This is a genomic window from Bradyrhizobium huanghuaihaiense, assembly GCF_007830635.1.
Lineage (GTDB): Bacteria > Pseudomonadota > Alphaproteobacteria > Rhizobiales > Xanthobacteraceae > Bradyrhizobium > Bradyrhizobium huanghuaihaiense.
This window is the reverse complement of the sequence record NZ_VLLA01000008.1, coordinates 86,693-110,787: the sequence shown is the minus strand read 5'-3', so window position 1 is coordinate 110,787 and position 24,095 is coordinate 86,693. Positions and strand designations below refer to the sequence as shown.

Below are 24,095 nucleotides of genomic sequence, written 5' to 3'. Positions count from 1 at the left end.
ATGAGCGGGCGCCTGAAGTCCCTTCTAGAAAACGTGAGGGCCTTGAAGCTGAACGGCTGATCAGAAAGGTTGCCGAAGGTCCAATGCGTCGATCTATGATGTGACAAGAACTTCTACGGACATCCCGGCGAAGGCGCCGATGCTGCCGACGAAGCTGCCGGACACTGGAATCGTCTGCCGGATGTCGCGCGCGACCGCGACTGGGATCAGATTGAGGCCGCCGAGGCTGCGATTCGTCGGGTCGAAAGTGATCCAGCCGGCGCCCGGTACGAAGACCTCGGCCCACGCATGGGTTGATCCCGCATTGCTCGATCCGACGCTCTGTTGCTCTGGATTGTAAAGATAGCCGGAGACGATCCTGGCTCCGAACCCGAGCATGCGTGCTGCTTCGGTAAACAGCATCGCGAAATCCCGGCATGACCCCCAGCCACGATTTAACGTTTCTACCGGCGTTTGGGTACCCTCATCCTCACGGCTCTGGTACCGGACAGCTTCCGAAACGCCGACGCTCAGGTCCTTTAGCAGCGACAGCGTATCAGTCCGACTTCCTCGAACGAACATTTGTGCCCAACTTCGTAGGACCCCCGCCGTGTCCGAGAACTGGGGGAGAGCCAGGGCGCCGAGATCGGTCCAATCGTCATCAGAATAGCGGAATGGGTAAGACATGGCCGAGACAGCGATATCGAACACCGGCCATGCAACCGCGTCGAGCTGAAGCTCCGCGACGCTGGCGATCACCAGGTTGGAGGCTGTCATCTGAAACGTGGCCGTCGCGATTGCATTGCCAAACACATCGTGCGCCCAGGTCAAGGCCGCATGCGGCGTCACCGTGACGTTGCTCGAAATCAAACGAAGCTCGCGGCTTTCGCGCGGACGAAGCATCAAGCGGTGCGGCAACAGGTGCACGTGTTCGTTGAATCGATAGGTCGTCGTGTGAAGAACCTTCAGCGTAATCAACGCAAGCTCCAATCCGCGGCAGCGTCTGACAGGCCCTTATCCGGTGGTCCCCTCGGGAAGTATGGCCAAGTTGAACGTGCCCATGCAAATGTCAATCCAGACGACCGAAACCCGGGCGGATTTGCGGACGAGGCACCGAGCAAGAACGCTGCGATTCATTCATACGGTCATGTTGACGGGTGTCGAAGTGCAAGCACAACATCAGTTTCGCGGTGCGACAGGATCCGACAAGTGTGACGTGACCGCTGGTCGGAGGGCCGCAAATGATGGACAGCGCCGTGTCGGCGTGACAACCCTGGATAGTGAGGCGACTAGGAGGGATCGAACCATGAAGAACCGGCCACCGCTTCCGCAACATTTGAGTCGCCATAGGTATCACGCGCTGCTGGTCCGGCCGCAAATCGAGCTCGTCAAGCTGCAGCGCAGCGTGATTGAGCGCGGCCAGCGAATCCTTGGCATCGTCGAAGGTCGCGACGCCGCCGGCAAGGATGGCACGATCAAGTCGATTGTCGAACATCTAAGCCCGCGTGATACCCGCATCGTAGCGCTGGGGCCGCCGAGCAATCGGGAGCGGTGTTCATGGTACTTCCAGCGTCACGTTTCGCACTTGCCCGCGGCAGGAGAGATCGTGCTGTTCAATCGCAGTCGGTACAACCGTGCTGGAGTTGAGCGTGTCCGTGGTCCGGGCCGGCGACAAGGAACATGCGCGACTTAATATCATTCGCGATGTTCTGTGGCGGCTGCACTATCCCGGAAAGCACCGTCGTCTCCACAGGCCCGATCCGGCGGTCGTTTTTCCTTACTATAAAGCCTGCTATGAGCGCGGCCTGATCGAGGCTTAGGTGGCTTACCTTGATGCCTCAGTTTGCATCGAGCGAAACTCTGTAGCCTGCACTTTCGAGAGCGGCGAGGACGGCTGTTGCGATAGTCTTGCATTCGTTGGGCTCTTTGTAAGTTTTCGGCCACACCGTCCCGTTTCCCGCGTCTGGAAAATCAACGAAAGCTGATTGGATAGCGCGTTCGATGATCCTTTGGAGCTTCTCATCCCGTATCATTGCCTCGTCTCCCGCTTCTCGACGATCGTCACAATATCATCATTTTACCTAGAGCCGCTGCGGTACGCTGCCAATGCGCTGGAGTGCACAATATCCTGTTTGAAGGAGTAAAACGTATTCTCGTTCCTCCGACGATCAGCGCAGGCGAGCGTAGCCCTCACCGATTTGCGACGCTCAAGCCGGGCCTCTTTGCGGTTGGCGACGTGGGGGACGGCGTCTATCGGCAAGCTGTCACGCCGGTCTCGGCTGCATGACGGCACTTGAGGCCACTCGCTTTCTCTTGGCCCAATGTCCTTCCAGCCGGCGCGCTTGTCCTGTTGAAGATAGGCTCAACCCTTAAGCGGCAGGTCGAGCAATGTATGGCTGTAATTTCAATTACATTCGAGTTCGCAGTTTTGTTCTGAGTGGCGCGCCATTCAGAACAGTCCAACGAACTCTGACTCAGTACGTCTTCAGCATTGTGAGCTCGCCGGCATCGGCTCGGTTTTTGGCGGCGGGTGCGGTCATCCAGGTCTCGATCTCGTCGGGCGTCGTCAGGATGACGGGCATTGCCTTCGGATGGATGGCGAAGACTTCGGCGTTCGCCTCCGTCGTCAGAAATGCAAAGAGGTTATTGGTGGTCTCGCCTTCCTTGACCTTCCGGACCGACGTCCAGTTGGTCCAGATGCCGGCGAAGCATGCGAGCGGACGGCTTTCGTCGAGCGCGAACCAGATGTCGCCGCCTTCGGCCTTGTTGAACTCGCTGAACGAGTTGAACGGCACCACGCAGCGGTGCTCCGGACCCAGCCAGCGCCTCCAGTGCTTCGACTTCACGTTTCGGATGTTGATGGTGCCGCTGTCCGGCTCCATCCGCAGCAACTCCTTGAAGTTGATGGTTTTGCCTTTCGCCTGCAGTTTCTCGGCGCGTTTCTTGGTTGCCTGCAGGAGGGCTTGCTGGGACGACGGCATCCCCCACCTTGCGGTAGCGAGCTCCCGGCCATCGGCACTATTGCGCACAATCGGCGCCCTGTAGTCCGGAAAGACGCCGGGCATCAGCGCAAGGTTGCCGACGTAGCGGTTGACGACGCGGAACAGAGCGCTGATAGCGGCTTGGTTGGTCGTGATCGAATAGAGATTGCCCATCGGTATTCCGGATCCGGCTGGCGGGTTCGTTGCTGGAGCTTTAGCAGTCTGGCCTCGCGGCAGCGACCGGGAGCCGGTCCATTGCGGCTGCGTTGTCTTTTTGATACCGCAGCGGGGCACTCGCCACGTGGGTAGCCGTACTTACCGGCGTCCGGCGCCGATTTACACGTCAGACCCGCTCGTTCGCGCGGCGATTGGCCTCGGCAATAGCAGCGTCGACATCTTTGATCAGAAACCGGATGCCCGGCGTCATATGGATCATAATCGCGTCGCCGGTACGCGTGTGACCGCCGCCTGGGAAGAGTTCATACGTATTCCCGTAGACGCCAAGCCCGTGACCAGCCTCCTGGATCCTTACTGACGTGTCCCAGCACGAATAAGTGCGCGGTTTGCCCATCTATCACTCCTCTTTCTACCACTGCGGGAGGCGGCCAGCCACCCGTCGGCACTCTGGGATTCACGGCGCCTAGCAATCGTGCCGTGAGTCCTTGATGGCTTACGTGCTACACTGCGCAAAATCGACAGTTGTGCGCTTCAAACCGCATCCGTCGGTGCCGGCTCGCGGGACAAACTACAGCAACCAGAAGAACGATTCGCGGCCCTTCACGTAAGCCGCCTCCATGTTGGCCACGCCGGCCTTGGTCATGACGTAGCCCTCCTCCTGGTCGACATAACGGCCCCCGAAGGCCTCGCAGAGCCGGTCAACGCGGTTCTTGATCCCATGACCATCCTCCAGCGGGCGAACGATGACGCGACCAGAATCCGTCTTGTTGATCGTGAAGGGCGGAAACATATCGAGCTGAACACCAGACTTCGATTTAGACATACTGATACTCCTCTGCTCGCTTCCACGTCGAAGCTATGGCTCAACATGCCGCGACTGCGGCGGGCGCGTCGAGAGCCTTCGCAGAGTCGATGAAGGCATCATGATCGCGGGCTGGAAAGAGCTCAGGATGGGCCTTCTCGTCGGCGCAAAGCACGATCCTGAGCGCAAGGAAGAACCAACTCGGCGGAGGCCTCGCCAGCATGGTTAAATTCGCTTCTGAGGCGCCAAAGCGCGGACCTGGCGCTGTCCAAGCTTTTCCACAACTATCAGCGATGGCCGTCGGACTCGATGGCATCCAACTCGGCTAGAGTACGTAATCCATATTAGTCGCGAGACTGACGATCGTCCGGATACGGACTACGGTCAATCCTATGATTTGTTGACGAGGCTTCGCGCTCAGAACGGCAGCTTGCGCTCGTCGTCCTGCCAGATCGGCGGGCCGCAGCCCTCGGACTCCTCGCCGGCGCGGTCGCCGGGATCGACGAGACGGAGACGAAGCCGGCGCATGGTCTTCTTCGCCTCCTCGATCGAGAATCCACGGGCCTGCAGGTCCAGGAGTGCGCGGCTGAGCAAGTCGTAGTCGGCTTTCGTCAGCGGGTCAGACCACGACGTGGTCGCCAGCGCGACTGCGAGCGACATGCCCACCTCGCTGACGGTCGGTGCCCGGCGCCGGTCCTTCTCGCTCCGCCACCTGGCTGTCCTGAGTCTTGCCTTTGCCCGGCTGACCTCGACAGGTTGCCGTCGACGGGGTTTCACGAACATGTTGTCCGGCCGGTCCGGATCACGCTGGAAATACGCTCCGCGTGCAGAGTCCATCTCAGCGATCCGGTCGACATCCTCCTGAGTCAGTTGCCTTCTGATCTTCGCCATGTTGCCTCCATCGTCCCCGACCGGCTGACCGATCGGCTTCGCACGTGGTTATCCGGTGCAGCGCCGCAAGGGTCAACGCTTCAGAAGATTCAGCATGTGGCCGGAGGCTTCGCGGTCGGCGCCGCAGGCTCTGCAGTCCGAGCCCCGGAGGTCTTCGACGATAAGGGATGAGAGATGAAGGCTTGAGCCGGAGGCCCTGAGGGCTACGCCACGGCCGACCGGAGCACGGGATTCTTGATCGACCGGTGGAGGGTCTTGATGCCGGAGGCCCGGAAGTCTACGAAGAGCGAACCCGGCTGACGAACCTGCTGCACGGCGCGGACTTCGGAGGGCCGCAGGCGCCGACGCTTCGCATGCTCGATGCGACGAAGCGCGTCGACGATGAAGTCGTCGGGGTCGAACTCGTCAGCGCCGGTCGTTCCGAGGAGGTCGGCAGGGTCAGGATCGATGGTTTTGTCCGGGCTTGCCGGTGCTGATGCCTCCGGCGGGTCGGCTTCCGGCACGATGAAAGGGGCGGAATCGGGACCGGCGGCCTGGCCCGGAAGGGGGTGGAAGGCAGGAAGAGCAGGGATACCCCGAAACAGACCCCTTAGTGAAAGCGAGGGAAGCCGAGCCTCCTTCGGCGCGGGAATCCTCGACTTTGCAACGGCATAGGCCTCGTCGAAGTGCCGCGCAACGGTGTTGTAGCAACGCCCGCGCCCCGCGACGCTCGCGATGGTCGGCGTGCGTCCGCAGAGCAGGTCCAGCCGGATGATCTCAGCCAGCATCTCGACGGTCTTGCCGATGCGGACGGGCCCGGAGAACTCGCCGCCGACGACATAACGCTGTTTCATCGTCATGTCCGGCTCGATCAGGTGCGCGGCTGCGCCGTGGTTGCGGCGTTTGCGGTCGCACTTGGCCGGGTCGAAGGACTCGGCGGCGTAGTCGCAGACCTTCTCGATCATCTCGGACAGGTCCTCGGACTGCTTGCCGGACGACGGACGCAGCTCCTTGGTCAGCGGGCCGGAGATCGCGCGGCGGATCTTCTTGGCGAAGGCGCCGCGGTCACCGAGGTCGACCTTGCCGGAGCGATAGAACGCCTTGGCCGTCGAGAACGCCACGCCCTGCACAACGCGCCACCAGGCCGCGCTCTCCTTGTCGACCGACTGGGCCGCGTCGTGGAGGTTGGCGATGGTGACGTCGTCCGGCATGCCGTCCGGCTCCCACTCGCAGCCGAGCGCCTCGAACCATTCGATGAGTGTCGGCATGCGCTCGGACATGATGCACGACTTGGTCAGCCAGGAGAGCGGATTCTTGCCGCTGTAGGGGTGCGCGGTACCGCCCTTGTCGCCGCCGAAGATCTCTGTGAGCTTCGCGATCACCGCCTTCAGCATGCGGTGCTGGCGCTCGGGCGACCACGGCCATACCCCGCTGCCCTCGGGCAGGCGGAAGTAGAGGTGCGGATGGTTTGCCTCGCCCGGGCGACGATCATCGGGAAACCACGCGCCGATTTGCGGGCCCGACGGCAAGTCGTGCTCATCCACCTTGTTCGCGATGTGGGCGCGCATGTGCGCTTCGGACGGGAAGTCGATGTCCAGCTCGATACGGAAGAAGTCCTTGCAGACAGCCGAGAAGAAGATCTGCGGCTTGTCGAGCGCGTAGAGCTTGCTGACGTGCTTGTGGCATGAATCCTTGGTGTCGCCGGCGAACAGGTTGCCGCGTGCGGCCTTGCCGACGGACGCGGCGAAGGCCTTGTAGTGCACGTGCTCGTCGCTCTTCTTGCCCGCCTTGCTGAAGGGGGCGCGCAGATACTTTCCGGCGACCAGACCGCCGGGATGGTGGAAGACCCCGTTCGCGTCGCGGGTCGCCTCGTCGTACAGCTTCGCGCAGAACGCCTGGGCCTTCTCGACGTCGTTGATGAGGCGGCGGTCTTCGTCGCTCACGTGCGGCATGTCGGGGTCCGCGGGCGGCTCCTTGTTGAATGCCGCGACGGCGGCGTCCGCCATCTTCCTGGCGTGCTCGTCCGTACATCCTGCGGACTCGAGGTTCTCGGAATATACGGCGACCCAGACCTTGGCGCGGGCCTTCTCCATCCATTCGACGTAGGCTCCGACGCGCTTCATCGCCCCTTCCAACTGGCGGTCGCGCCACTCGCGCAGCGACAGGCCCTCTTCGGCGGCGATCTCGCTGTCGGCTTTGTCCTTCGCGTCCTTCTTCTTGGCGCGCTTGATGCGGGCGCACCTGCGGTCCTCGGCGACGGCGTCGTAGTCCGGCTCGAAGGAATCATTGGTCTGCCGGGCCGGCTTGGAGCCCTTACCGCGCAGGCCGGGGCGCGGGGCCTTGTGCCTGGCGGGCTCTGTTTTGGCGGGCGCCGCGGCATCGACGATGCCAGCGATCACCTCGGCCGGCGTCGGGCCGGCATCGGGCCGATCCGGGCGATCTACGAGCACGAAGCCGGTAATGCGGCGCGTGAAATCGCCGTCTGCGCGAACGTGCGCAGGCGTCAAGGATTCGGAAATGGTCGGTACTGAGTCCATGCTGTCTCGGTCGATCCAGGAGACAGCATGCAGCTGACGTGCAGCAACATGCAATCGAATCCTTGCGGGCGGCCGCCGAATTCGTCGGACGACGGTGGACAGCGAGGCACCAAGTCCGGTTCCGGTGCGCCACGCCGGGGCGGGCGAATTTCTAGACTCGTAATGTCGTCCTTCTAGAGTCGTAATGCCGAACCACGCGAAAAGAGGTCGCTATGATGGCAAGGAACAGAGACGACGTGCCCTGATGTCATTGAAGTATTTCGGCGGAGAATTCGAGTCTTTGAACATCAAGGAGTCGAATTGTTCAGGCCTCGTCGTCCTGCCCGAACCAGTGATCCTGCGGCTGGTCGACCCATTTAGCCGGCGCCGACTGGTCGAAAAGGAGCGAGTAGATCTGGTTGAATTTGGCCCATTTGGCGCCGAAAAGCATGGAATTCTTGTTCATCAGCTCGAACGGATGCGGGGCGTTTTCCACACGTTTCCCCTTGGAATCGACCTTCGGGTTGCGGGGATCGGCCTGCACCCAGGCGACCAGCAATTGCTCGACATAGGCCGAGCGCGACATGTTCCGCTCGTCGGCGCGCCGCTGCAGGATGTCGATTAGGTCGCTATGAACCCGTAGGGTCAACCGCTCGTGCTTGACGTCCTCGTCGGCCACCTTCGGACCCGGTTTCACGCGCATTTTTCTTTTCGAATCCTTAACCATGGCGGCTGCAAGTCCTTGATTTTTGGCGCAACTTGTTCGACAAGTGTTGCCAATGATGGCAACTCGGCACACCACGGATAACACGTCTCAAAAGGATTCGTCGAGGCCGGCGGCTCCGCTTTTCCGTGCATGGTTGCTCGATCGTATCGCCGAAGACCGCGCCGAGACCGCGCCACCGCCGGAAGAGGAGGACGACCGATGACGAAGCTTCAGCACCCCGCCCTCATCACGCTCATGGCCGGCCGCTGGGACGATGCGTTCGGTGATCTGCACCACCTCTCAGAGGAGACCCTGGGCGCCGAGTGCGCGCAGCGCCTCCTCGACAAGTGCGGCGACCGCCGGGCCATCCAATCCGAGATCCGCGAGACCGTCGACGAGCTCTACAAGCGCGGCACCCATCAGGCGGGTGAGCTGGCGCTGGCCTGGTCGATGATGACCTGCCGACCGAGCTATCCGCCGAGCTTCCGGAGCGTGCTGCCGCAGCTCCAGTATGCGCTCGACGCCGCCGACCTGAGCGCCGACGATGATGGCGACTGCCGAGAGCGGCTTCGCATCTGGTGGGCCGCCGGCGCCGGCGACTACGTGAGGGAGAAGCGCTCGCCGTTCGCGCTGGCGGCCGCCGTGCTCGCGGGCGAGATCGAGAAGGAGTCAGCTTTGGTGTCGCTCGCTCATGAGGTCGACGTGGCGAAGTGGTTTCGGTCGCCGCATGTTGGCCCGACGCTGACGGTGATGCCGGCGTCACGGGCTACGAAACTGAACTCGCATAATCGCCCGTTCGCCGAGATCCTCGATAAGGAGCTGCCGCTGGTCTGCGCTCGCAATCTCGACCAGGCGCGCCGGCGCTTGTCGAACGAGTTTCCGCACGCGTCGGCAGCGATCGCGGCGCTGTTCAGGGATTTGCGCGAGGGCGAGCCGATTAAATTCAGGCCGACCATCTTGGTCTCGCAAAAGCCTGGCACAGGCAAGAGCCGTTTCGTAAGACGTATCGCCACGGCAATCGGTCTGCAGCACGTGCACCGCTACGACGGCGCCGTGTCCGACGGGCAATTTTCGGGTACATCCAAGGGCTGGAGTAATACCGAGGCCTCAGTGCCAGCGCGCGCGGTGCTGGCCTCTCGGACCGGTAACCCGCTGGTGTTCATTGACGAGCTTGACAAATGCAGCGGCGGCCGAGGTTCGCTGAACGGATCCTTGACGTCGGCGCTTTTGCCCTTCCTAGAGGTCGAAACGGCAAAAAGCTATAGAGATCAAAGTCTTGACTGCGAGTTAGACCTCTCGATGGCGTCGTACATCTGCACGGCCAACGACGTCTCCCTGCTGCCGGACTACTTGAGAGACCGGTTCAGAATCGTTCGCGTGCCGGCGCCGCGGCTCGTCGACCTGCCGCTGCTGGCGTCGTCGGTCATGGAAGACCTCGCCCGTGAGGATCCGGAGCGCGCCGGCGACGAGCCGCTGGCGCCGGACGAGCTGATGGTGATCGCGAAGGCTTGGGAAAAGGCCGGCTTCTCGCTGCGCAAGCTGCAGGCCATTATCAGGGCGACCCTCGAGGCCCGCGACGCACACGCAATGAGGCATTAGCGATGTCGAACACAGGATGGAAGGACGACCTTGCTCGCGACCTTGAAGCCTACGGGTTCGGCGAGGAGCCGTCGGCGTTCGAGATGGCGCGGGCGTCGGTGATCGAGCACTGGTCGACCGAGATCAGGAGAATCGGCAAGGGGTTCAAGCTCGTCGTCGTGGGCCAGGCGAGGCGGCATCCCGACTACGAGGACGGCGACCGCATCTGCACCGCCGCCGTGCACTGGTTCGACCGCCATGCGCGCTTCGTCCGGACCGCGCACCGGATCTACGTGCTGGGCGAGCAGGCCGGCGAGGAGATCCCGGAGGACGGGATCAACACCGAATGACCATGCCGTCAGTGAAAATTTTTCACTCAGAAGTCGTGAACGGTCAATTGGTTATCGTCGTCCAAAGGCGCGGCATGATGAGAAGCACGCTCGCTCAAATCGAGCGCTCGGTGTCGGAAGCGCTCGGCGGAGCGCGCGTCGCCGTCGTCACCGAGGCAAGTGCCGTAGGATACGGAAGGCGGCTTAGCTTCCCATTCACTGCATACAAAGCCGACGGAGTGGATATGCTCGTAGTCGGCGGACCCGTCTTCCGCGCGCGCCATGGCGCGCGCTCTCGAAGGCGCTACCTGAAATCCGGCCAGCACCCGTCTTTTTCGTGCCTCCCGGTCCTGCTCATGCAGCCGTCGGCGAGCAGGCGCATCGCGACCTCCTTCCAGAGTGAGCCGACGTCGAAGCGAGTCATCGCATCATCTCGTGCGATCCGGACGACGCGGAAGCACTTCAAGCATTCGACCTTCAGCTCCGAGGACCCGATCTCCGCGAGCGTGCGCCTGGCGTCCGGCCGGTTCGTCTCGGCGCGCGGATCCGCCAGCACCGACGCCCACCACGCCTCATCGTCGTCGACGGAAACGCGGCGCCGCTGCGCCTCGGCCAGGCGGCGCGCCGTCTCCTCTGCCTTCTGCTGCTTTGCTGTTGGGAAGCGCCACTCTGCACACCGTCTTCCGGCCATACGCTAAACTCCAATTGACCAAAGAACAAATAGAGAACAAGATGGTTTCTCCGTAAATCAGGAATCCTTCGCCATGGCCGCGCCCGTCGAGCAGCAACCCGTCGACGAGGCCGCCGAGTTGGAGATCGCGGCCGCGCAGGCGATCGAGGCGTGCGGCGGCGACTTGGTCCAGACGATCAAGGCGCTGATCGTCGCGAACGGGATGCTCGAGCAGGAGCTGTCCGACGTCTATGCGAAGGCGAGCCGCGGCTTCCTTCGGGGTCGCAGGGTGGCGAGGCGCAAGGACTCATCGCCGGCAGAAAAAGCTGAACCCGCCCAGAAAAAACCGAATTCCGCTTAGGTTGGCGCTGCAAGATCGTTACGGCCGCTGCCAATTGATTATGACGAGGGGTGCCGGCTGCAAAATCGTTACGGGCCGGTCCAACACCAAGGTCTCAAATCTCTTATGCCGGTCTCAAATCGCTTACGCGGAGGCCCCTCGGTCTCAAATCTCTTGCGGCTGCGTCAGGTGTAAAAATCCTCATTGAGGTGTAGAAATCCTCATTCTAGGCGTCGCAGGTGTAAAATCCGCATCCTGGATGATACGAACTTGGGGCACGACCTCGCTTCTGCCCCGAGTTCGTATCATCGCCAAGGATTCGGACTCGCGCCGGCCCACCAATGATGGCAACGTGACTCGGCCCGCGGCTGCTCCACTCGGTGCTCCACTGCGGTGCTACACCGTCGATTTCCGGCGGTTCGGGATGGGCCTTGTTTTGTAGGGATTCTGCGTCGTCGCGGTGCGCTGGCGGAGAGAGTGGGATTCGAACCCACGGTACGGTTTCCCGCACACACGCTTTCCAAGCGTGCGCCTTAAGCCACTCGGCCATCTCTCCGGAGCGCCCTCTCTTGAAGGGGCGCCGGTGATTTTGCAAGGGATCGCGGGAAAATCGGGTGAATTTTCCGTAAGTTGTTGTATTTAAACAATAATATCAGGCGTTAGCGGGCTCTACGGAACCGCCCGGGGCTGAACCCGAGGCGGGTTTGGCGCGACGATTCACCTGAGGCCACCAAACACGACCGGGGACGCCATGACCATCCGCAAGACCATCGCAGCGCTGGGCCTGATTTCGGCCCTCGCCTCCGCCTTTGCCGTGCCGGCGCTGGCACAGGTCTGCACCCGGCAGGGCGTCGATGTCAGCTGTGACGACGGGCGGCGCGGGGTGCTGTCGGGCGATGCCATCCTCTGGCCGGACGGGACGCGCTCGAGCTCGACGCCACATCAGAGCGTCATCATCGGCAACAAGAGCTCGATCCATGTCGGCCCCGGCGTGTTCGTCGGCCAGGGCAAGGGCATGGTGCCGCTGGACGATCCCAACGCGCCGAACAAGCGGCAATGCGCGATCCTGGAGGGCGTGTCGTATTGTTATTGAGGCCGTCGTTTTTCACTCTCCCCGTAAGAACGGGGAGAGGGAGAAGAGCTAAATCAACCGCACACCCGATATCGCCGACTTCAGCCAGCGCAGTGCTTGCGGCGGCTGGGCGGCGAGCGGGGCGACGGCGGCCTTCTGCGTGCGGCACTTTTCCAGTTCAGTGACGAAATCGGTGGACCATTGCTGAATGGTGTGCCCGCGCAACTTCTTCATCATCGCGTCCCAGCGCATCTTGCGCTCGGTGAGCGGCATCGAGGCTGCGATCGCGATCGCGCGCGCCATGCCGTCGATGTCGTGCGGATTGACCTGCAGCGCGGCGTCGAGCTCATTGGCGGCGCCGGCAAATTTCGACAGCACGAGCACGCCGGGATCCGCCGGGTTTTGCGCGGCGACATATTCCTTGGCAACCAAGTTCATGCCGTCATGCAGCGGCGTTACCACGCCGACCTGCGCGGTTCGGTAGAGCCCCGCGAGCACGGCCTGGCTAAAACCCTTGTTCAGATAGCGGATCGGTGTCCAGTCGACCTCGCCGTGACGGCCGTTGACGTCGGTGACGAGGCGCGCGACCTCGTTCTGGAGATTGCCATAGGCCTCGATCGCGCCGCGCGAGGGATTGGCGATCTGAAGCAGCGAGATGCTGCGCGAAAACTGCGGCTGCTCGGTCCAGAGCCGGTCGAACGCGCTGATGCGGTTGACGAGGCCCTTGGAATAGTCGAGCCGATCGACGCCGATCGCGAGCCGCTCGCCATTGAGGCTGCGGCGCAGTCGCGACACGTCGGGATGCGATGCCGACTTGGCGGCATAGGCTGCGAATTTCTCCGCATCGATGCCGATGGGGAAGACTTCGCAGCGTGTGCGACCGTGCTGCGAGACCACGACACCGTCTTCGATGGCGAGGCCAAGCTCGCCGCCGACATAACCGAGAAAATTCTGCCGATCCTCCTCGGTCTGGAAGCCGAGCAGATCATAGGCCAGCATCGCCGTGATCAGCTCGCGATGATTGGGCACGCCCTGCATCACCGCGACCACCGGCCAGGGCGTGTGCAGGAAGAAGCCGATCGGATCATCGACGCCGAGTTCGCGCAGCTCCGCGCCGAGCGCGAGGAAATGATAATCCTGCACCCAGAACGCGGTCCGGGCTTTGCGGAAGCGCATCAAGGCGCGCGCCATGAAGGCGTTGACCTCGCGATAGCTGACATAGTCCTCGCGTGAGACGCGGATCAGATCGCTGCGCGAATGCAGAGCCGGCCACAGCGCCGAATTGGCAAAACCTTCGTAATAGCCGCCGTAATGCGCCGCCGGCAGATCCAGCGTTGCGATCGCGCCCGTACCCAGCGCCTCGATCTCGGCAAACGGTTCCTTCTGATGGCCGTCACGCACGCGGCCTGACGACCCCACCCAGATGGCCCCTGAATGCTCGACAACGGGAAGCAATGCCGCAGCGAGGCCACCCGTCATGGGTTCATTCGGCTTGCCGCGAGCGACGCGATTTGAAACGACGACTAAGTTCACAGGTCGTCCCCTCCTGTTCATTCCACCCCGTTTAACTGCCGTTCATCAATATGGTTCCTGTCATGATTTCTTCGGATTGAAACCAAAATCGGGCATGCGCGTTGGAGCAGGTTTCGCCTGCGGAACCTGGAAATTTCACTGCAAAGACAGCATTTGCGACCTTGTCGCGCAGCATGCATTGCGTAGCGCAATGGTGCCTTGCCGAGAGCATTGTGTCTGTGACGTGGCGCTGCCTTCGTTTCACCTTGGATCGAGCAGGCGCGCGAGGAACATGCGCACATCGGCGGGCGCATCGAAGTGACCATTCACGCCCATGGCACGGCGGCCGACCGAGAAGGCGAGCCCGTCCATGTCGGGCATGATCGCGAACACCGTCTCATCCGTGACGTCGTCGCCGATGAACAGCGGCCGGCGCCCCCGAAAAGGTTCATGTTTCATCAATTCGCGCACGCCGCTCGCCTTGGTGAAGCCGGAATGCTTGATCTCGCAGACGAACTTGCCCGGCAGCACTTCGATGGGCGCGCTGGGCAGGTCGGCGCGGATCAGCGAGACGGATTCGTAGATCGCCTTCTCCGCGTGCGGCGCGAGGCGGTAATGCAGTGCCAGCGAATAGCCCTTGTCCTCGAGCAGAATGCCGGGCGAAAGCTTGGCGATCGCGGCGAGCCGCCGCTTCAGCTCCTTGTCCAGCGGCGGCGCGTGCACGTCATCCGCTTCGTTGTCTACCGACAGCCGCATCTCAGCGCCGTGACCCGCGACGGCGCGGAAGACGTCGGGCGCGAAGATCAGGTCGATGTCGTTGAGCGAGCGGCCGCTGACCAGCGCCAGCGCTCCGGAGGTGCGCTCCGTCAGCCGGTTGAGCGTCTCCGACAGGCCGGGCGGCACCCACACCTCGCGCGGCGTCGGCATCAGGTCGAGCAGCGTGCCGTCGATGTCGAGCAGGATCGCAGTCTCGTCGAGATGCGGGACGAGCGCATGCGGCACCGGCACCGCATCCGGCTTCTCGTTGTCGTTGCGCACAGCGCGTTCGTCGACCATCGACATGTCCGCAAGTTCCGATTTCATCAGTCTACTCCATAAAGGCGAGCGGCCGCGCGATTTGTTCGAGCGATTTTCGTTCCGCGGAGACGGCATAGCGCCACGCCACGATCGCGGCCGCGATCATCAGGAAGGCACCCAGCAGATAGCCGGCGAACACGCTGGTGCGTGATCCCGTATCGATCAGCGCGCCGAACAGTGCCGGCCCGATCACACCGCCGATGCCGGTGCCGATCGCATAGAACACCGCGATCGCCAGTGCGCGCACTTCCAGCGGGAAGGTCTCGCTGACGGTGAGATAGGCCGCGCTCGCGGCGGGCGAGGCAAAGAAGAAGATCACCATCCAGGCGATGGTCTGTCCTTGCGCACTGAGTGCGCCGATCGTGAACAGATAGCCCGAGATCGCCAGCAGCAGGCCGGAGATGCCATAGGTGAACATGATCATGGTGCGCCGTCCGAGCGTGTCGAACAGGCGGCCGAGCAGCAGCGGACCGAGAAAATTGCCGGCGGCAAAGGGCAGCAGGTACCAGCCGACATGGTCGGCGCTGATGCCGTAGAAATCGGTCAGCACCAGCGCGAAGGTGAAGAAGATGGCGTTGTAGAAGAACGCCTGCGCGCTCATCAGCACGAGGCCGACCAGCGCGCGCTGGCGATAGGTGGAAAACAGCGTGTGCACGACTTCGCGGATCGGCGTGTGATCGCGCATCTTCAGCCGGATCTTTGTGAAGCGTCCGTCGCTCGCACCGTGGTCATGCCCGATCACCGAGCGCTCGATGTCGTCGACGATGGCATGGGCCTGGTCAGGCCGCCCGTGGATCATGAGCCAGCGCGGGCTCTCCGGAATCCACATCCGCATCAAGAGCACGACGAGGCCGATGGCGGCGCCGATGAGATAGGCGAGCCGCCAGCCGAGATCGGGGCCCATCAATGCAGGATCGAGCAGCACAATGGCCGCGACCGCCCCCATCGCAGCGCCGATCCAGAAGCTGCCGTTGATGACGAGATCGGTCCAGCCGCGATAGCGCGCCGGCACCAGTTCCTGGATGGTCGAGTTGATTGCGGTGTATTCGCCGCCGATGCCGGCGCCGGTGAGGAAGCGAAACAGCGCGTAGCTCGCGATGTCCCAGGACAGCGCGGTCGCCGCGGTCGCCGAAAGATAGAGCGCAAGCGTGATGAAGAACAGTTTTTTGCGGCCGATGCGGTCGGTGAGCCAGCCGAAGCCGAGCGCACCGAGTACGGCGCCGGCGAGATAGGCGGAGTTGGCGATGCCGAGATCGAGATTGGAGAACTGCAGCGTAGGACTCTGCTTCAACGCGCCGGAGAGCGCGCCCGCAAGCGTGACCTCGAGACCATCCAGGATCCAGGTAATGCCAAGCGCCAGCACGACGCGGGTGTGAAAGCCGCTCCACGGCAGCGCGTCAAGGCGCGAGGGAATGCTGGTCTCGACGATGCGATCGACCGCAACCGCCGCAGGGACGGCAGGTCCGTAGTTCAGCGCTGGGGTTTGCTGCAATTCCATCGGGTTGTTGGATCTGACCAAAGGATGCAGCCCCGGTTCACATGAGGTGGACGGGGCGATCCGATCATCGGGGTGCGGCACCTCGCCTGCCACATGCGACAACGTCTGCGGCGATGCCGGGTTCCCGCAGGAACAGTCTCACGGGCCGCCCGTTTGCGACGCAGCCGCAAGGAGTTGACGCATGGCTCATGTCAGAAAGACGACACATTCGCGAAAGAGCGGCGCGCACAAGACCGCACGCCGAAAGACCAGCGCGAGGCGTAGCACCGCGCGCAAGGGCACGAAGCGCGCGACGCCGAAGCGCTGGTCACAGCGCGTAACGAGGGAGAGCGACGCGCTCGATCTCAAGCAAGGCGTGTTCAAGCTGACCAGCGCGAAGAAGATCGCGGCGTCGCTGAAGCGCTCGGCGGAGCACAGCTCACGCCGCAAGACCGGCGCCTACCGCTCGGCGCTGTCGATGCTGACCTTCTACGTCAACCGCGCCGGCAAGACGCTGCCGAAGACCCAGCGCACACGACTGGAGCGCGCGAAGGTGGAGCTGAAGCGGGCGTTCGGGAGGGAATGAGGCTTGCGTCTCCTAACTCCGCTGTGCCAGCGAAACACTCAGACGTCGTCCTGGACAAGCGAGCGGAGCGAGCGCTGATCCAGGACCCATTACCACAGGGAGAAATTTGGCGAAGGCTCGTGGTTGCCAGTCTTCGCCAAAACACGTCCTGGGGTAATGGGTCCTGGCTTTCGCCAGGACGACGGTGGAGAGAGCGCTTACGCCGCGCGGATATTCCCCATGAAGCGGTCGAGCTCGGCGCGGAGGCGGGTGCTTTCGCTGGAGAGCGACTTGGCCGAGTTCAGCACTTCTTCCGAGGCCGAGCCGGTCTCGGCGGCGCCGCGGTTGACCTGGCCGATGTCGGTGGCCGCGGTCTGGGTGCCCTGCGCGACGGTCTGGACGCTGCGGGCGATTTCCTGCGTTGCCGCGCCCTGCTGCTCGACGGCGCTCGCGATCGAGGTCGAGATCGACGAGATCTGGCCGATGGTGGCACCGATCTCCTTGATCGCGGCGACCGATTCGGCGGTGGCGCCCTGCATGCCTGCGATGTGCGAGGAGATCTCGTCGGTGGCCTTGGCGGTCTGGCTTGCCAGCGATTTCACCTCGCTCGCGACCACCGCAAAGCCGCGACCGGCATCACCGGCGCGCGCCGCCTCGATGGTGGCGTTCAGCGCCAGCAGATTGGTCTGCTCGGCGATCGCCGTGATCAGCTTGACCACTTCGCCGATCTGCTGGGCGGCATGCGAGAGCTTGCCGATGCGCCCGTCGGTTTCCTTGGCCTGCACCACGGCAGCTTCCGCGATCCGGCTGGAATCGCGGACCTGGCGGCCGATCTCCTCGACCGAAGCCGAGAGCTCTTCGGTTGCGGTCGCGACCGACTGCATGTTGGAGGAGGCCTGCTCGGAGACGCCGGCGACCTGGCTCGACAGGCTCTGCGTGGTCTCGGCGGTCCGGGTCAGGGTGGAGGCCGCCGATTCCAGCTGCACGGCCGAGGCCGAGACGTTGGAGACGATGGCGCCGACGGCGTTCTCGAAATCGTCGGCAAAGCGGATGAGCTCGGCGCGTCTGCTGGCGGCCTGCTCCCTGTTCTGGACTTCGCTCGCGGCAGCATCGCGCTCGGCCTTGGCGACCGCCTGAACCTTGAACTCTTCGACCGCACCGGCCATCTCGCCGATCTCGTCCTTGCGGCCGAGGCCGGGCAGCACGACGTCGAAATTGCCCGAGGCAAGCTCGCGCATCGCCTTGCACATCGCGATCATCGGCCGCGAGATGCCGTTGCCGAGCATCAGAGCCAGCGCCGCGCCGACAGCAAGGCCGCCCAGAGCTAGCATCAGCATCAGCCGCTCGGTCTCAATAATCGTCGTGTTGGCACTGGCCTCGATGCGCTGCTGGTCGGCAGTGAGGTCCGAACGCAGATCGGCCGAGAGCTTGAGGATGGACGCGGCGGTCTTGGTCATGTCGCCGTTCGACTTGACGATGACCTTCACGTTCTCGGTCAGCTTCGAGAACGAGGTACGGTACTGCTTCAGCAGATTGCCGATCTCGGTGACGCGATCGGTAATCTTCTGGTCATTGGCGTAGATCGAGACCAGCAGGGTCTCCAGGAACTTGATGCGGGCGATGACGCCATCGGCGGTCTTCGGCTCGGGCTTGGCGACGAAGGCGCTGACCGAGGTGGAGACCGCGAGATATTGCGAGGTGACGTCCTTGGCCGTGGTCTGGACCGAGGCGAGGCCGGCGAGCGCTGCGGTATCGGCGAGGTCGTCGAACTTGAAACGGATCTTGTTGCCGACGCTGTTGAGCTCGTCGGCCGCGATCTTGTTGTTCTCGCGCGTCAGGGTGATGATCTCACCGAACACCTTGGTGAAGCGCTGGAACTCGGCCTCGAGCTTGCCGACCTGCTCGCGGCGCGCAGCGCCGGTCGTGGCCGCCATGGACTTGGCGATTGCGCCCCTCAGATTCTCTTCCGCCGCCTTGGCCGCGGTCTCGTCATCATTCGCGCCGGTCAGCGTGTAGGCCCGCGCCAGCCCCTGATAGGAGATCAGCTCGCGGTCGACGGTTCGGGCGAGGTCCGCTTCCGACACGCTGGTGCGGTAGGAGGCCACGGCAGCCTGGATCCGCTCGAAGCCGAAATAGGCGAAAGCCATGCTGACGGCGAGGATGGCCAGCACCGCCACGAAGCCGAGGATGATTTTTGCGCGAAAACGCAAGGTGAGCAGCTTTGATGTGTTCGGCTTCGACTTGACGGGCATTCCCCCACCCCATTCCATTCGCGGAAAACCAGGCGCAGCCCGGGAGCAGCCCGCTCCCCGACTCGTATGCACGGTAGTCGGCAAAGGATAAGCCACGGTAAATTTATGGCGTCGCAACTAGCGGTTAGGTGTCGCGGGGAGTGTTAAGGCGGGCTTTCTCGCGCTGCTAAAATTCTGCTGTCGTCCTGGACAAGCGAGCGGAGCGAGCGCTGATCCAGGACCCATTACCACAGCACGTGGTTTGGCGAAGGCTCATGGTTGCCAGTCTTCGCCAAACTACTCCCTGTGGTTATGGGTCCCGGCCTTCGCCGGGACGACGAGAGAGGGAGCGCCTACGCCGCCCGGATATTCCCCATGAAGCGGTCGAGCTCGGCGCGGAGGCGGGTGCTTTCGCTGGAGAGCGACTTGGCCGAGTTCAGGACCTCTTCCGACGCAGTGCCGGTCTCGGCGGCGCCGCGGTTGACCTGGCCGATGTCGGTGGCCGCGGTCTGGGTGCCTTGCGCGACGGTCTGGACACTGCGGGCGATCTCCTGCGTCGCCGCGCCCTGCTGCTCGACGGCGCTTGCGATCGAGGTCGAGATCGATGAGATCTGGCCGATGGTGGCACCGATCTCCTTGATCGCGGCGACCGATTCGGCGGTGGCGCCCTGCATGCCTGCGATGTGCGAGGAGATCTCGTCGGTCGCCTTCGCGGTCTGGCTTGCCAGCGACTTCACCTCGCTCGCGACCACCGCAAAGCCGCGGCCGGCATCACCGGCGCGCGCCGCCTCGATGGTGGCGTTGAGCGCCAGCAGATTGGTCTGCTCGGCGATCGCCGTGATCAGCTTGACGACTTCGCCGATCTGCTGGGCGGCATGCGAGAGCTTGCCGATGCGGCCATCGGTCTCCTTGGCCTGCACCACGGCGGCCTCCGCAATACGGCTGGAATCGCGGACCTGGCGGCCGATCTCCTCGACCGAGGCCGAGAGTTCTTCGGTCGCGGTCGCGACCGACTGCATGTTGGAGGAGGCCTGCTCGGAGACGCCGGCGACCTGGCTCGACAGGCTCTGCGTGGTCTCGGCGGTGCGGGTCAGGGTCGAGGCCGCCGATTCCAGCTGCACGGCCGAGGCCGAGACGTTGGAGACGATGGCGCCGACCGCGCTCTCGAAATCGTCGGCAAAGCGGATGAGCTCGGCGCGTCTGCTGGCGGCCTGCTCCCGGTTCTGGACTTCGCTCGCGGCAGCATCGCGCTCGGCCTTGGCGACGGCCTGAACCTTGAATTCTTCGACTGCGCCCGCCATCTCGCCGATCTCGTCCTTGCGCCCCAAACCCGGCAGCACGACGTCGAAATTGCCCGAGGCGAGCTCGCGCATCGCCTTGCACATCGCGATCATCGGACGCGAGATGCCGGTGCCGAGCAGGAAGGCGAGGATGGCGCCCAGCAGCGTGCCGCCGACGGCCAGCATCAGCACCAGCTGCTCGGTCTGCCCGATGGTCGCTTCCGACTCCGACTCCAGCCGCTGCTGCTCGGCGACGAGGTCCGCCTTCATGGCGGTCGCACCTTGCAGGATCGCACCGGCCGAGCCGCTCATCTCGGTCACGAGATCGTCGACCATCTTGGCGTTGGCGATCAGCTTCTCCAGCGACTCACGATAGGCGACGAGGATGGTCTTGGCGTCCTTCAGGCCGGCGACGATCTTGTCGTCCATGGAATAGACCGCGCCGAGCGAGTTCTCGACGAATTTCAGCCGCGCCAGCGCGCTGGTGGCAATCGTCTGGTCGGACGTCAGCACGAAGTTGGTGGCCGCAGCACTCGCGGTTTGGAACTGGGCGTTGACCTGCTTGGTGCCGAACTCGATCGCCTGCGCCTCGGAATCGGAGGCGTTGTTGCCGATATCGTCGAGCTTGTACTTCAGCAGGTTGGCGTTCCGGGTCAGCTGGTTCTGCACCAGCAGCGCGCTGTCACGCTTGGCCTGGAGCACCTTTGCGAAGGTCGCGGAGAAATTGGTAAACTCCTTGGCGAGCTTGTTAAGGCTCTCCTGCCGCGCCGGCTTCTTGGCGCCCCTGATGGCCTGGTCGATGGCGCTCTTCAGGCTTGCCTCGGCGTCCAACGCTGCCTTGGCATCGTCTTCCTTGCCGGTGACGACGAAATATCTGACGGCCGAACGGTAGGCGAGCAGCTCGCGGTCGATGTTGCGGGCGAGGTCAGCCTCCGTGACGCTCGTGCGGTAGGATCCGACCCCGGACGACACCCGCTCGAAGCCGAAATAGGCAAAAGCCATGCTGCCGGCGGAGATCACCAGCACCGCGGCGAAGCCCAGGATGATCTTTGCGCGGAACCGGAGAGTTGGAAATATTGCACGCTTCGACGGCGACGCGGTACGCCCGGACATTCCCAACCCCCAGCTTATGTTCTTGCAACGATTTTGCGGCTCGGAAGCAGCCCTTTCCGAACCGTGCGGAAAATTAAGGCAGAATCGTCAAGGGGTGGTAAATCCGTCCGGTCTGCATCCTTGCAGGGACCGGGCGCCGTGTTGCGGCTCACCGGAAAACGCCCTACTCTCGAATACTTATCAGGCACTTGGCATCAGACCGAGCCTGTCCTCGAGGGGAGAAACGGAGTGGGGCAAACCGATTTTCGGTTTGGCGGTGCATCTGGCGTTGCCGTGGCCAAGTCGAAGGCTGCGAGCGTCGACGAAGCCGTGGCCGAGCTGGCGGCCCAGCTCCCCTCGGACGAGCTGGCGCTGATCCTGGTGTTCCTCTCCCCCAGCTACGATCCCCATCACTTCATCGCCGAGATCACCCGGCACTTCGATGAGACCCAGGTCTGTGGCTGCACAACCGCGGGCGAGCTTGCCCCTGATGGCTGGGACGAGAACAGCGTCGTGGCGCTGGCGTTCAGCCGTGCCGACTTCTCCGCGGCGGTGCGGCCCATCTTCAACCTCGACAGTTTCCGCGTCGAGGACGGCCGCAGGATCGGCGGCGAGCTCCGGCACGAGCTGTTGCGGGCCACTCCGCAGGTCGACCGTGGCAGTCCCTTCGGCCTCGTCCTGATCGACGGCCTGTGCCGCCGCGAAGAGGCGGTGATGTCCGCGATCTATGCATCGCTGGACGATATTCCGGTGGTCGGCGGGTCCGCCGGCGACGGGATGCGCTTCGAGAAGACCTTTGTGTTCGTCGATGGCAAGGCGCACACCAATGCCGCCCTGCTGATCCTGTTGAACACCTCGTTGCCGTTCCGCGTCTTCAAGTGCGACAATTTCGAGCCGCGGGCGCAGAAGATGGTCGTGACCGAGGCCGACATCGAAAATCGAATGGTCAGGGAGCTGAACGCGGAGCCCGCCGCACTGGAATATTCGCGTGTGGTCGGCATCTTGGACGCCAAGCTCGATCCGTTCTCCTTTGCATCGCACCCGGTCCTGGTGCGTGTCGGCGGCTCCTACTACGCGCGCTCGATCCAGCGCGTCGAACCGGACGGCTCGCTGCATTTCTTCTGCGCCATCGACGAGGGCATGGTGCTGACGGCCGCGACGTCGCGAAGCCTGGTCGGCGCGACCTGCGAGACCTTTGCCGACATCCGCGACCAGATCGGAGACGTCTCGCTCTATATCGGTTTCGAGTGCCTGCTCCGCCGGCTCGATGCCGAGCAGCATCAGCTCACCCGCGACATGTCCGAATTGTACCGGCAGAACCGGGTCGTCGGCTTTCATACCTATGGCGAGCAGTTCGGCTCCATGCATGTGAACCAGACCTTCACGGGCGTCGCGATCGGAAGGCGTCCGTCGTGACGGACATGTGGCAGGGCCCTGATGCGGTCGACCAGTTGCGGCGCGAAGCCGCCAAGCTGAGGAAGATCAACGCCGCCCTGATGTCGCGCGTCGAGCGCTCGATGGACCAGCAGCTCAACGCCTTTTCATTGTTCGAAACCGCCATTGCGCTCGACCACAAGGTTCGCGACCGGACGCACCAGTTGCGCGAGGCGCTGCATTCGGTCGAGCGCGCCAATGAAGGGCTCTACCGCGCCAAGCAGCAGGCGGAGGCGGCAAGCTCGCTGAAATCCTCGGTGTTGATCTCGGTCACCCACGACCTGCTGCAGCCGCTCAATGCGGCGCGCCTCACCCTGTCGGCGCTGACCGAGATGATGGAATCGCAGGAGGCGGGCCTGCTCATCGACCAGGCCGACCGCTCGCTGCTGATGCTGGAGGACCTGCTGCGGTCGCTGCTGGAGATCGCCAAGCTCGACGCCGGTGCGCTCAAGCCCGACGTGCGCGCGATTGCGCTCGCGCCCTTGCTCGAGCAGCTCCGCAACGAGTTCGAGCCGATCGCCGCGCGGCAAGGCCTGTCCTTGCGCATCCGCTCTTCACAGCTGGCGGTGATGTCGGATGCGATGATGCTGCGGCGGATCCTGCAGAACCTGCTTGCCAACGCCATCCGCTATACCCGCAGCGGCGGCGTCGTCATGGGATGCCGGCCGCGGGGCGACCAGATCTGCGTCCAGGTCTCCGACACCGGGCCTGGAATTGCGCAGGCGCAGCAGGAGGCGATCTTCCGCGAATTCCAGCGCGGGGAGGCGATTGCGACCGACCAGGCCGGCTTCGGGCTCGGTCTCTCCATCGTCCGCCGCTTCGCGACCGTGCTCGGGCACGAGGTACGGCTGTTGTCGCAGCTCGGCAGGGGATCGACCTTCACCCTGGAGCTTGAGCCGGCCGATCTCACTGAAGTCGGCGACCAGGTGCACGAGGTCAAGCTCGCCGAGCGGCACTACAGTTATAGCGGGCTCGAAGGCGCCAAGATCCTGCTGATCGAGAACGATCCGAACGGCTCGGAGGCGATGGCCGCGCTGCTGGAGGGATGGGGCTGCGACGTCGCGACCACGCGATCGGGCGCGGACGCGCTGGTGCGCCTCAACGAGCTCGGCGGCGCGCCCGATGCCGTGATTGCCGACCTCCATCTCGATCACGGCGAGAGCGGCCTGTCGGCCATCGCCGCCGTCCGGGAGCAGTTGAAGCTCGACACGCCGGCCATGATCATCACCGCCGACTATTCCGAAAAGGCGGCGAAGGAAGCGAGCCTGCATGGCCTCGAAGTGCTGAAGAAGCCGATCAAGCCGGCCGAGACGCGGGCGCTGCTGTCGTTCCTGCTGAGCTAGCGCGCGGCTGCTCACATGAATATCGCAAAACAACCCCATGCACAGTAGAGGTAACATCTTACGC

General features: G+C 63.5%; 23 protein-coding genes and 1 tRNA gene. 8 read left to right on the top strand and 16 right to left on the bottom strand.

Translation table 11 applies throughout. From position 1 onward, the window contains the following. Nucleotides 1–93: 93 nt before the first annotated feature. Entirely contained in the window at nucleotides 94–957 is an 864-nt protein-coding gene (locus tag IQ16_RS18145) for a transglutaminase family protein (protein WP_018646273.1), read from the bottom strand. Between the two features lie 91 nt (nucleotides 958–1,048). Beyond that, entirely contained in the window at nucleotides 1,049–1,474 is a 426-nt protein-coding gene (locus IQ16_RS46570) for a hypothetical protein (RefSeq protein WP_018646272.1), read from the bottom strand. Here IQ16_RS46570 and IQ16_RS18140 point away from each other — a divergent pair. Continuing rightward, the gene (locus IQ16_RS18140) at nucleotides 1,358–1,672 is read left to right on the top strand and encodes a polyphosphate kinase 2 family protein (RefSeq protein WP_321175565.1); all 315 of its coding nucleotides are present in this window, start codon (nucleotides 1,358–1,360) and stop codon (nucleotides 1,670–1,672) included. The two genes, IQ16_RS46570 and IQ16_RS18140, sit on opposite strands and share 117 nt — an antisense overlap. A gap of 781 nt (nucleotides 1,673–2,453) precedes the next feature. Here the strand turns inward: IQ16_RS18140 and IQ16_RS18130 are convergent. From IQ16_RS18130 to IQ16_RS18105, 6 genes are all read right to left on the bottom strand, one after another. Continuing rightward, nucleotides 2,454–3,134 (bottom strand): SOS response-associated peptidase, encoded by a 681-nt coding sequence (locus IQ16_RS18130; protein WP_018646271.1) that lies wholly within the window; start codon nucleotides 3,132–3,134, stop codon nucleotides 2,454–2,456. Nucleotides 3,135–3,303: 169 nt separating this feature from the next. Then, on the bottom strand, nucleotides 3,304–3,531 hold the full coding sequence (locus tag IQ16_RS18125) for a hypothetical protein (protein WP_143130627.1): 228 nt from the start codon (nucleotides 3,529–3,531) through the stop codon (nucleotides 3,304–3,306). Between the two features lie 174 nt (nucleotides 3,532–3,705). Continuing rightward, a complete protein-coding gene (locus IQ16_RS18120; protein ID WP_143130628.1) occupies nucleotides 3,706–3,960 on the bottom strand; it encodes a hypothetical protein in 255 nt (84 codons plus the stop codon). Nucleotides 3,961–4,356: 396 nt separating this feature from the next. Further along, complete coding sequence (locus tag IQ16_RS18115) at nucleotides 4,357–4,830, bottom strand: hypothetical protein (RefSeq protein ID WP_018646268.1); 474 nt, start codon at nucleotides 4,828–4,830, stop codon at nucleotides 4,357–4,359. Nucleotides 4,831–5,033: 203 nt separating this feature from the next. Beyond that, entirely contained in the window at nucleotides 5,034–7,346 is a 2,313-nt protein-coding gene (locus IQ16_RS18110; protein WP_145831648.1) for a hypothetical protein, read from the bottom strand. A gap of 304 nt (nucleotides 7,347–7,650) precedes the next feature. After that, a complete protein-coding gene (locus IQ16_RS18105) occupies nucleotides 7,651–8,028 on the bottom strand; it encodes a ribbon-helix-helix protein, CopG family (protein WP_018646266.1) in 378 nt (125 codons plus the stop codon). Between the two features lie 222 nt (nucleotides 8,029–8,250). Here IQ16_RS18105 and IQ16_RS18100 point away from each other — a divergent pair, with 222 nt between their 5' ends. Together IQ16_RS18100 and IQ16_RS18095 are read left to right on the top strand one after the other, a co-directional pair. After that, nucleotides 8,251–9,630: an AAA family ATPase gene (locus tag IQ16_RS18100; RefSeq protein WP_018646265.1), complete on the top strand. Its 1,380-nt coding sequence runs from the start codon at nucleotides 8,251–8,253 to the stop codon at nucleotides 9,628–9,630. Nucleotides 9,631–9,632: 2 nt separating this feature from the next. Next, nucleotides 9,633–9,959, top strand: a complete 327-nt coding sequence (locus tag IQ16_RS18095) for a hypothetical protein (protein ID WP_018646264.1) — start codon at nucleotides 9,633–9,635, stop codon at nucleotides 9,957–9,959. 26 nt (nucleotides 9,960–9,985) lie between these two features. On the opposite strand, the gene IQ16_RS18090 is transcribed toward IQ16_RS18095, so the two are convergent. Then, the gene (locus IQ16_RS18090) at nucleotides 9,986–10,222 is read right to left on the bottom strand and encodes a hypothetical protein (protein WP_018646263.1); all 237 of its coding nucleotides are present in this window, start codon (nucleotides 10,220–10,222) and stop codon (nucleotides 9,986–9,988) included. Nucleotides 10,223–10,242: 20 nt separating this feature from the next. Beyond that, on the bottom strand, nucleotides 10,243–10,629 hold the full coding sequence (locus IQ16_RS18085; protein ID WP_018646262.1) for a hypothetical protein: 387 nt from the start codon (nucleotides 10,627–10,629) through the stop codon (nucleotides 10,243–10,245). Nucleotides 10,630–10,702: 73 nt separating this feature from the next. Between IQ16_RS18085 and IQ16_RS18080 the strand changes: the two genes are divergently transcribed. Next, complete coding sequence (locus tag IQ16_RS18080) at nucleotides 10,703–10,969, top strand: hypothetical protein (protein WP_018646261.1); 267 nt, start codon at nucleotides 10,703–10,705, stop codon at nucleotides 10,967–10,969. Between the two features lie 445 nt (nucleotides 10,970–11,414). On the opposite strand, the gene IQ16_RS18075 is transcribed toward IQ16_RS18080, so the two are convergent. Beyond that, a tRNA-Ser gene (locus IQ16_RS18075) sits at nucleotides 11,415–11,504 on the bottom strand. Nucleotides 11,505–11,699: 195 nt separating this feature from the next. On the opposite strand from IQ16_RS18075, the gene IQ16_RS18070 reads away from it, so the two are divergent. Continuing rightward, nucleotides 11,700–12,041 (top strand): hypothetical protein, encoded by a 342-nt coding sequence (locus IQ16_RS18070; protein ID WP_018646260.1) that lies wholly within the window; start codon nucleotides 11,700–11,702, stop codon nucleotides 12,039–12,041. Between the two features lie 48 nt (nucleotides 12,042–12,089). On the opposite strand, the gene IQ16_RS18065 is transcribed toward IQ16_RS18070, so the two are convergent. The 3 genes from IQ16_RS18065 to IQ16_RS18055 all read right to left on the bottom strand — a co-directional run bounded on the left by IQ16_RS18065 (nucleotide 12,090) and on the right by IQ16_RS18055 (nucleotide 16,107). Then, nucleotides 12,090–13,553, bottom strand: coding sequence for a trehalose-6-phosphate synthase (locus IQ16_RS18065; RefSeq protein WP_026312501.1), 1,464 nt, complete (start codon nucleotides 13,551–13,553; stop codon nucleotides 12,090–12,092). Between the two features lie 240 nt (nucleotides 13,554–13,793). Further along, nucleotides 13,794–14,615 carry a trehalose-phosphatase gene (otsB, locus tag IQ16_RS18060; RefSeq protein ID WP_018646258.1) on the bottom strand — a complete coding sequence of 274 codons (822 nt, stop codon included), beginning with the start codon at nucleotides 14,613–14,615 and terminating at the stop codon, nucleotides 13,794–13,796. Between the two features lie 4 nt (nucleotides 14,616–14,619). Beyond that, nucleotides 14,620–16,107 carry an MFS transporter gene (locus tag IQ16_RS18055; protein ID WP_018646257.1) on the bottom strand — a complete coding sequence of 496 codons (1,488 nt, stop codon included), beginning with the start codon at nucleotides 16,105–16,107 and terminating at the stop codon, nucleotides 14,620–14,622. Between the two features lie 181 nt (nucleotides 16,108–16,288). On the opposite strand from IQ16_RS18055, the gene IQ16_RS18050 reads away from it, so the two are divergent. After that, the gene (locus IQ16_RS18050; RefSeq protein ID WP_018646256.1) at nucleotides 16,289–16,672 is read left to right on the top strand and encodes a DUF3175 domain-containing protein; all 384 of its coding nucleotides are present in this window, start codon (nucleotides 16,289–16,291) and stop codon (nucleotides 16,670–16,672) included. 197 nt (nucleotides 16,673–16,869) lie between these two features. On the opposite strand, the gene IQ16_RS18045 is transcribed toward IQ16_RS18050, so the two are convergent. Together IQ16_RS18045 and IQ16_RS18040 are read right to left on the bottom strand one after the other, a co-directional pair. Beyond that, complete coding sequence (locus IQ16_RS18045) at nucleotides 16,870–18,903, bottom strand: methyl-accepting chemotaxis protein (RefSeq protein ID WP_026312500.1); 2,034 nt, start codon at nucleotides 18,901–18,903, stop codon at nucleotides 16,870–16,872. 332 nt (nucleotides 18,904–19,235) lie between these two features. Beyond that, a complete protein-coding gene (locus tag IQ16_RS18040; protein ID WP_018646254.1) occupies nucleotides 19,236–21,275 on the bottom strand; it encodes a methyl-accepting chemotaxis protein in 2,040 nt (679 codons plus the stop codon). A gap of 228 nt (nucleotides 21,276–21,503) precedes the next feature. Between IQ16_RS18040 and IQ16_RS18035 the strand changes: the two genes are divergently transcribed. After that, a complete protein-coding gene (locus tag IQ16_RS18035; RefSeq protein WP_018646253.1) occupies nucleotides 21,504–22,670 on the top strand; it encodes an FIST N-terminal domain-containing protein in 1,167 nt (388 codons plus the stop codon). A 5-nt stretch (nucleotides 22,671–22,675) separates the two neighbouring features. Beyond that, entirely contained in the window at nucleotides 22,676–24,031 is a 1,356-nt protein-coding gene (locus tag IQ16_RS18030; RefSeq protein ID WP_035667472.1) for a hybrid sensor histidine kinase/response regulator, read from the top strand. The last annotated feature ends 64 nt before the right edge of the window (nucleotides 24,032–24,095 follow it).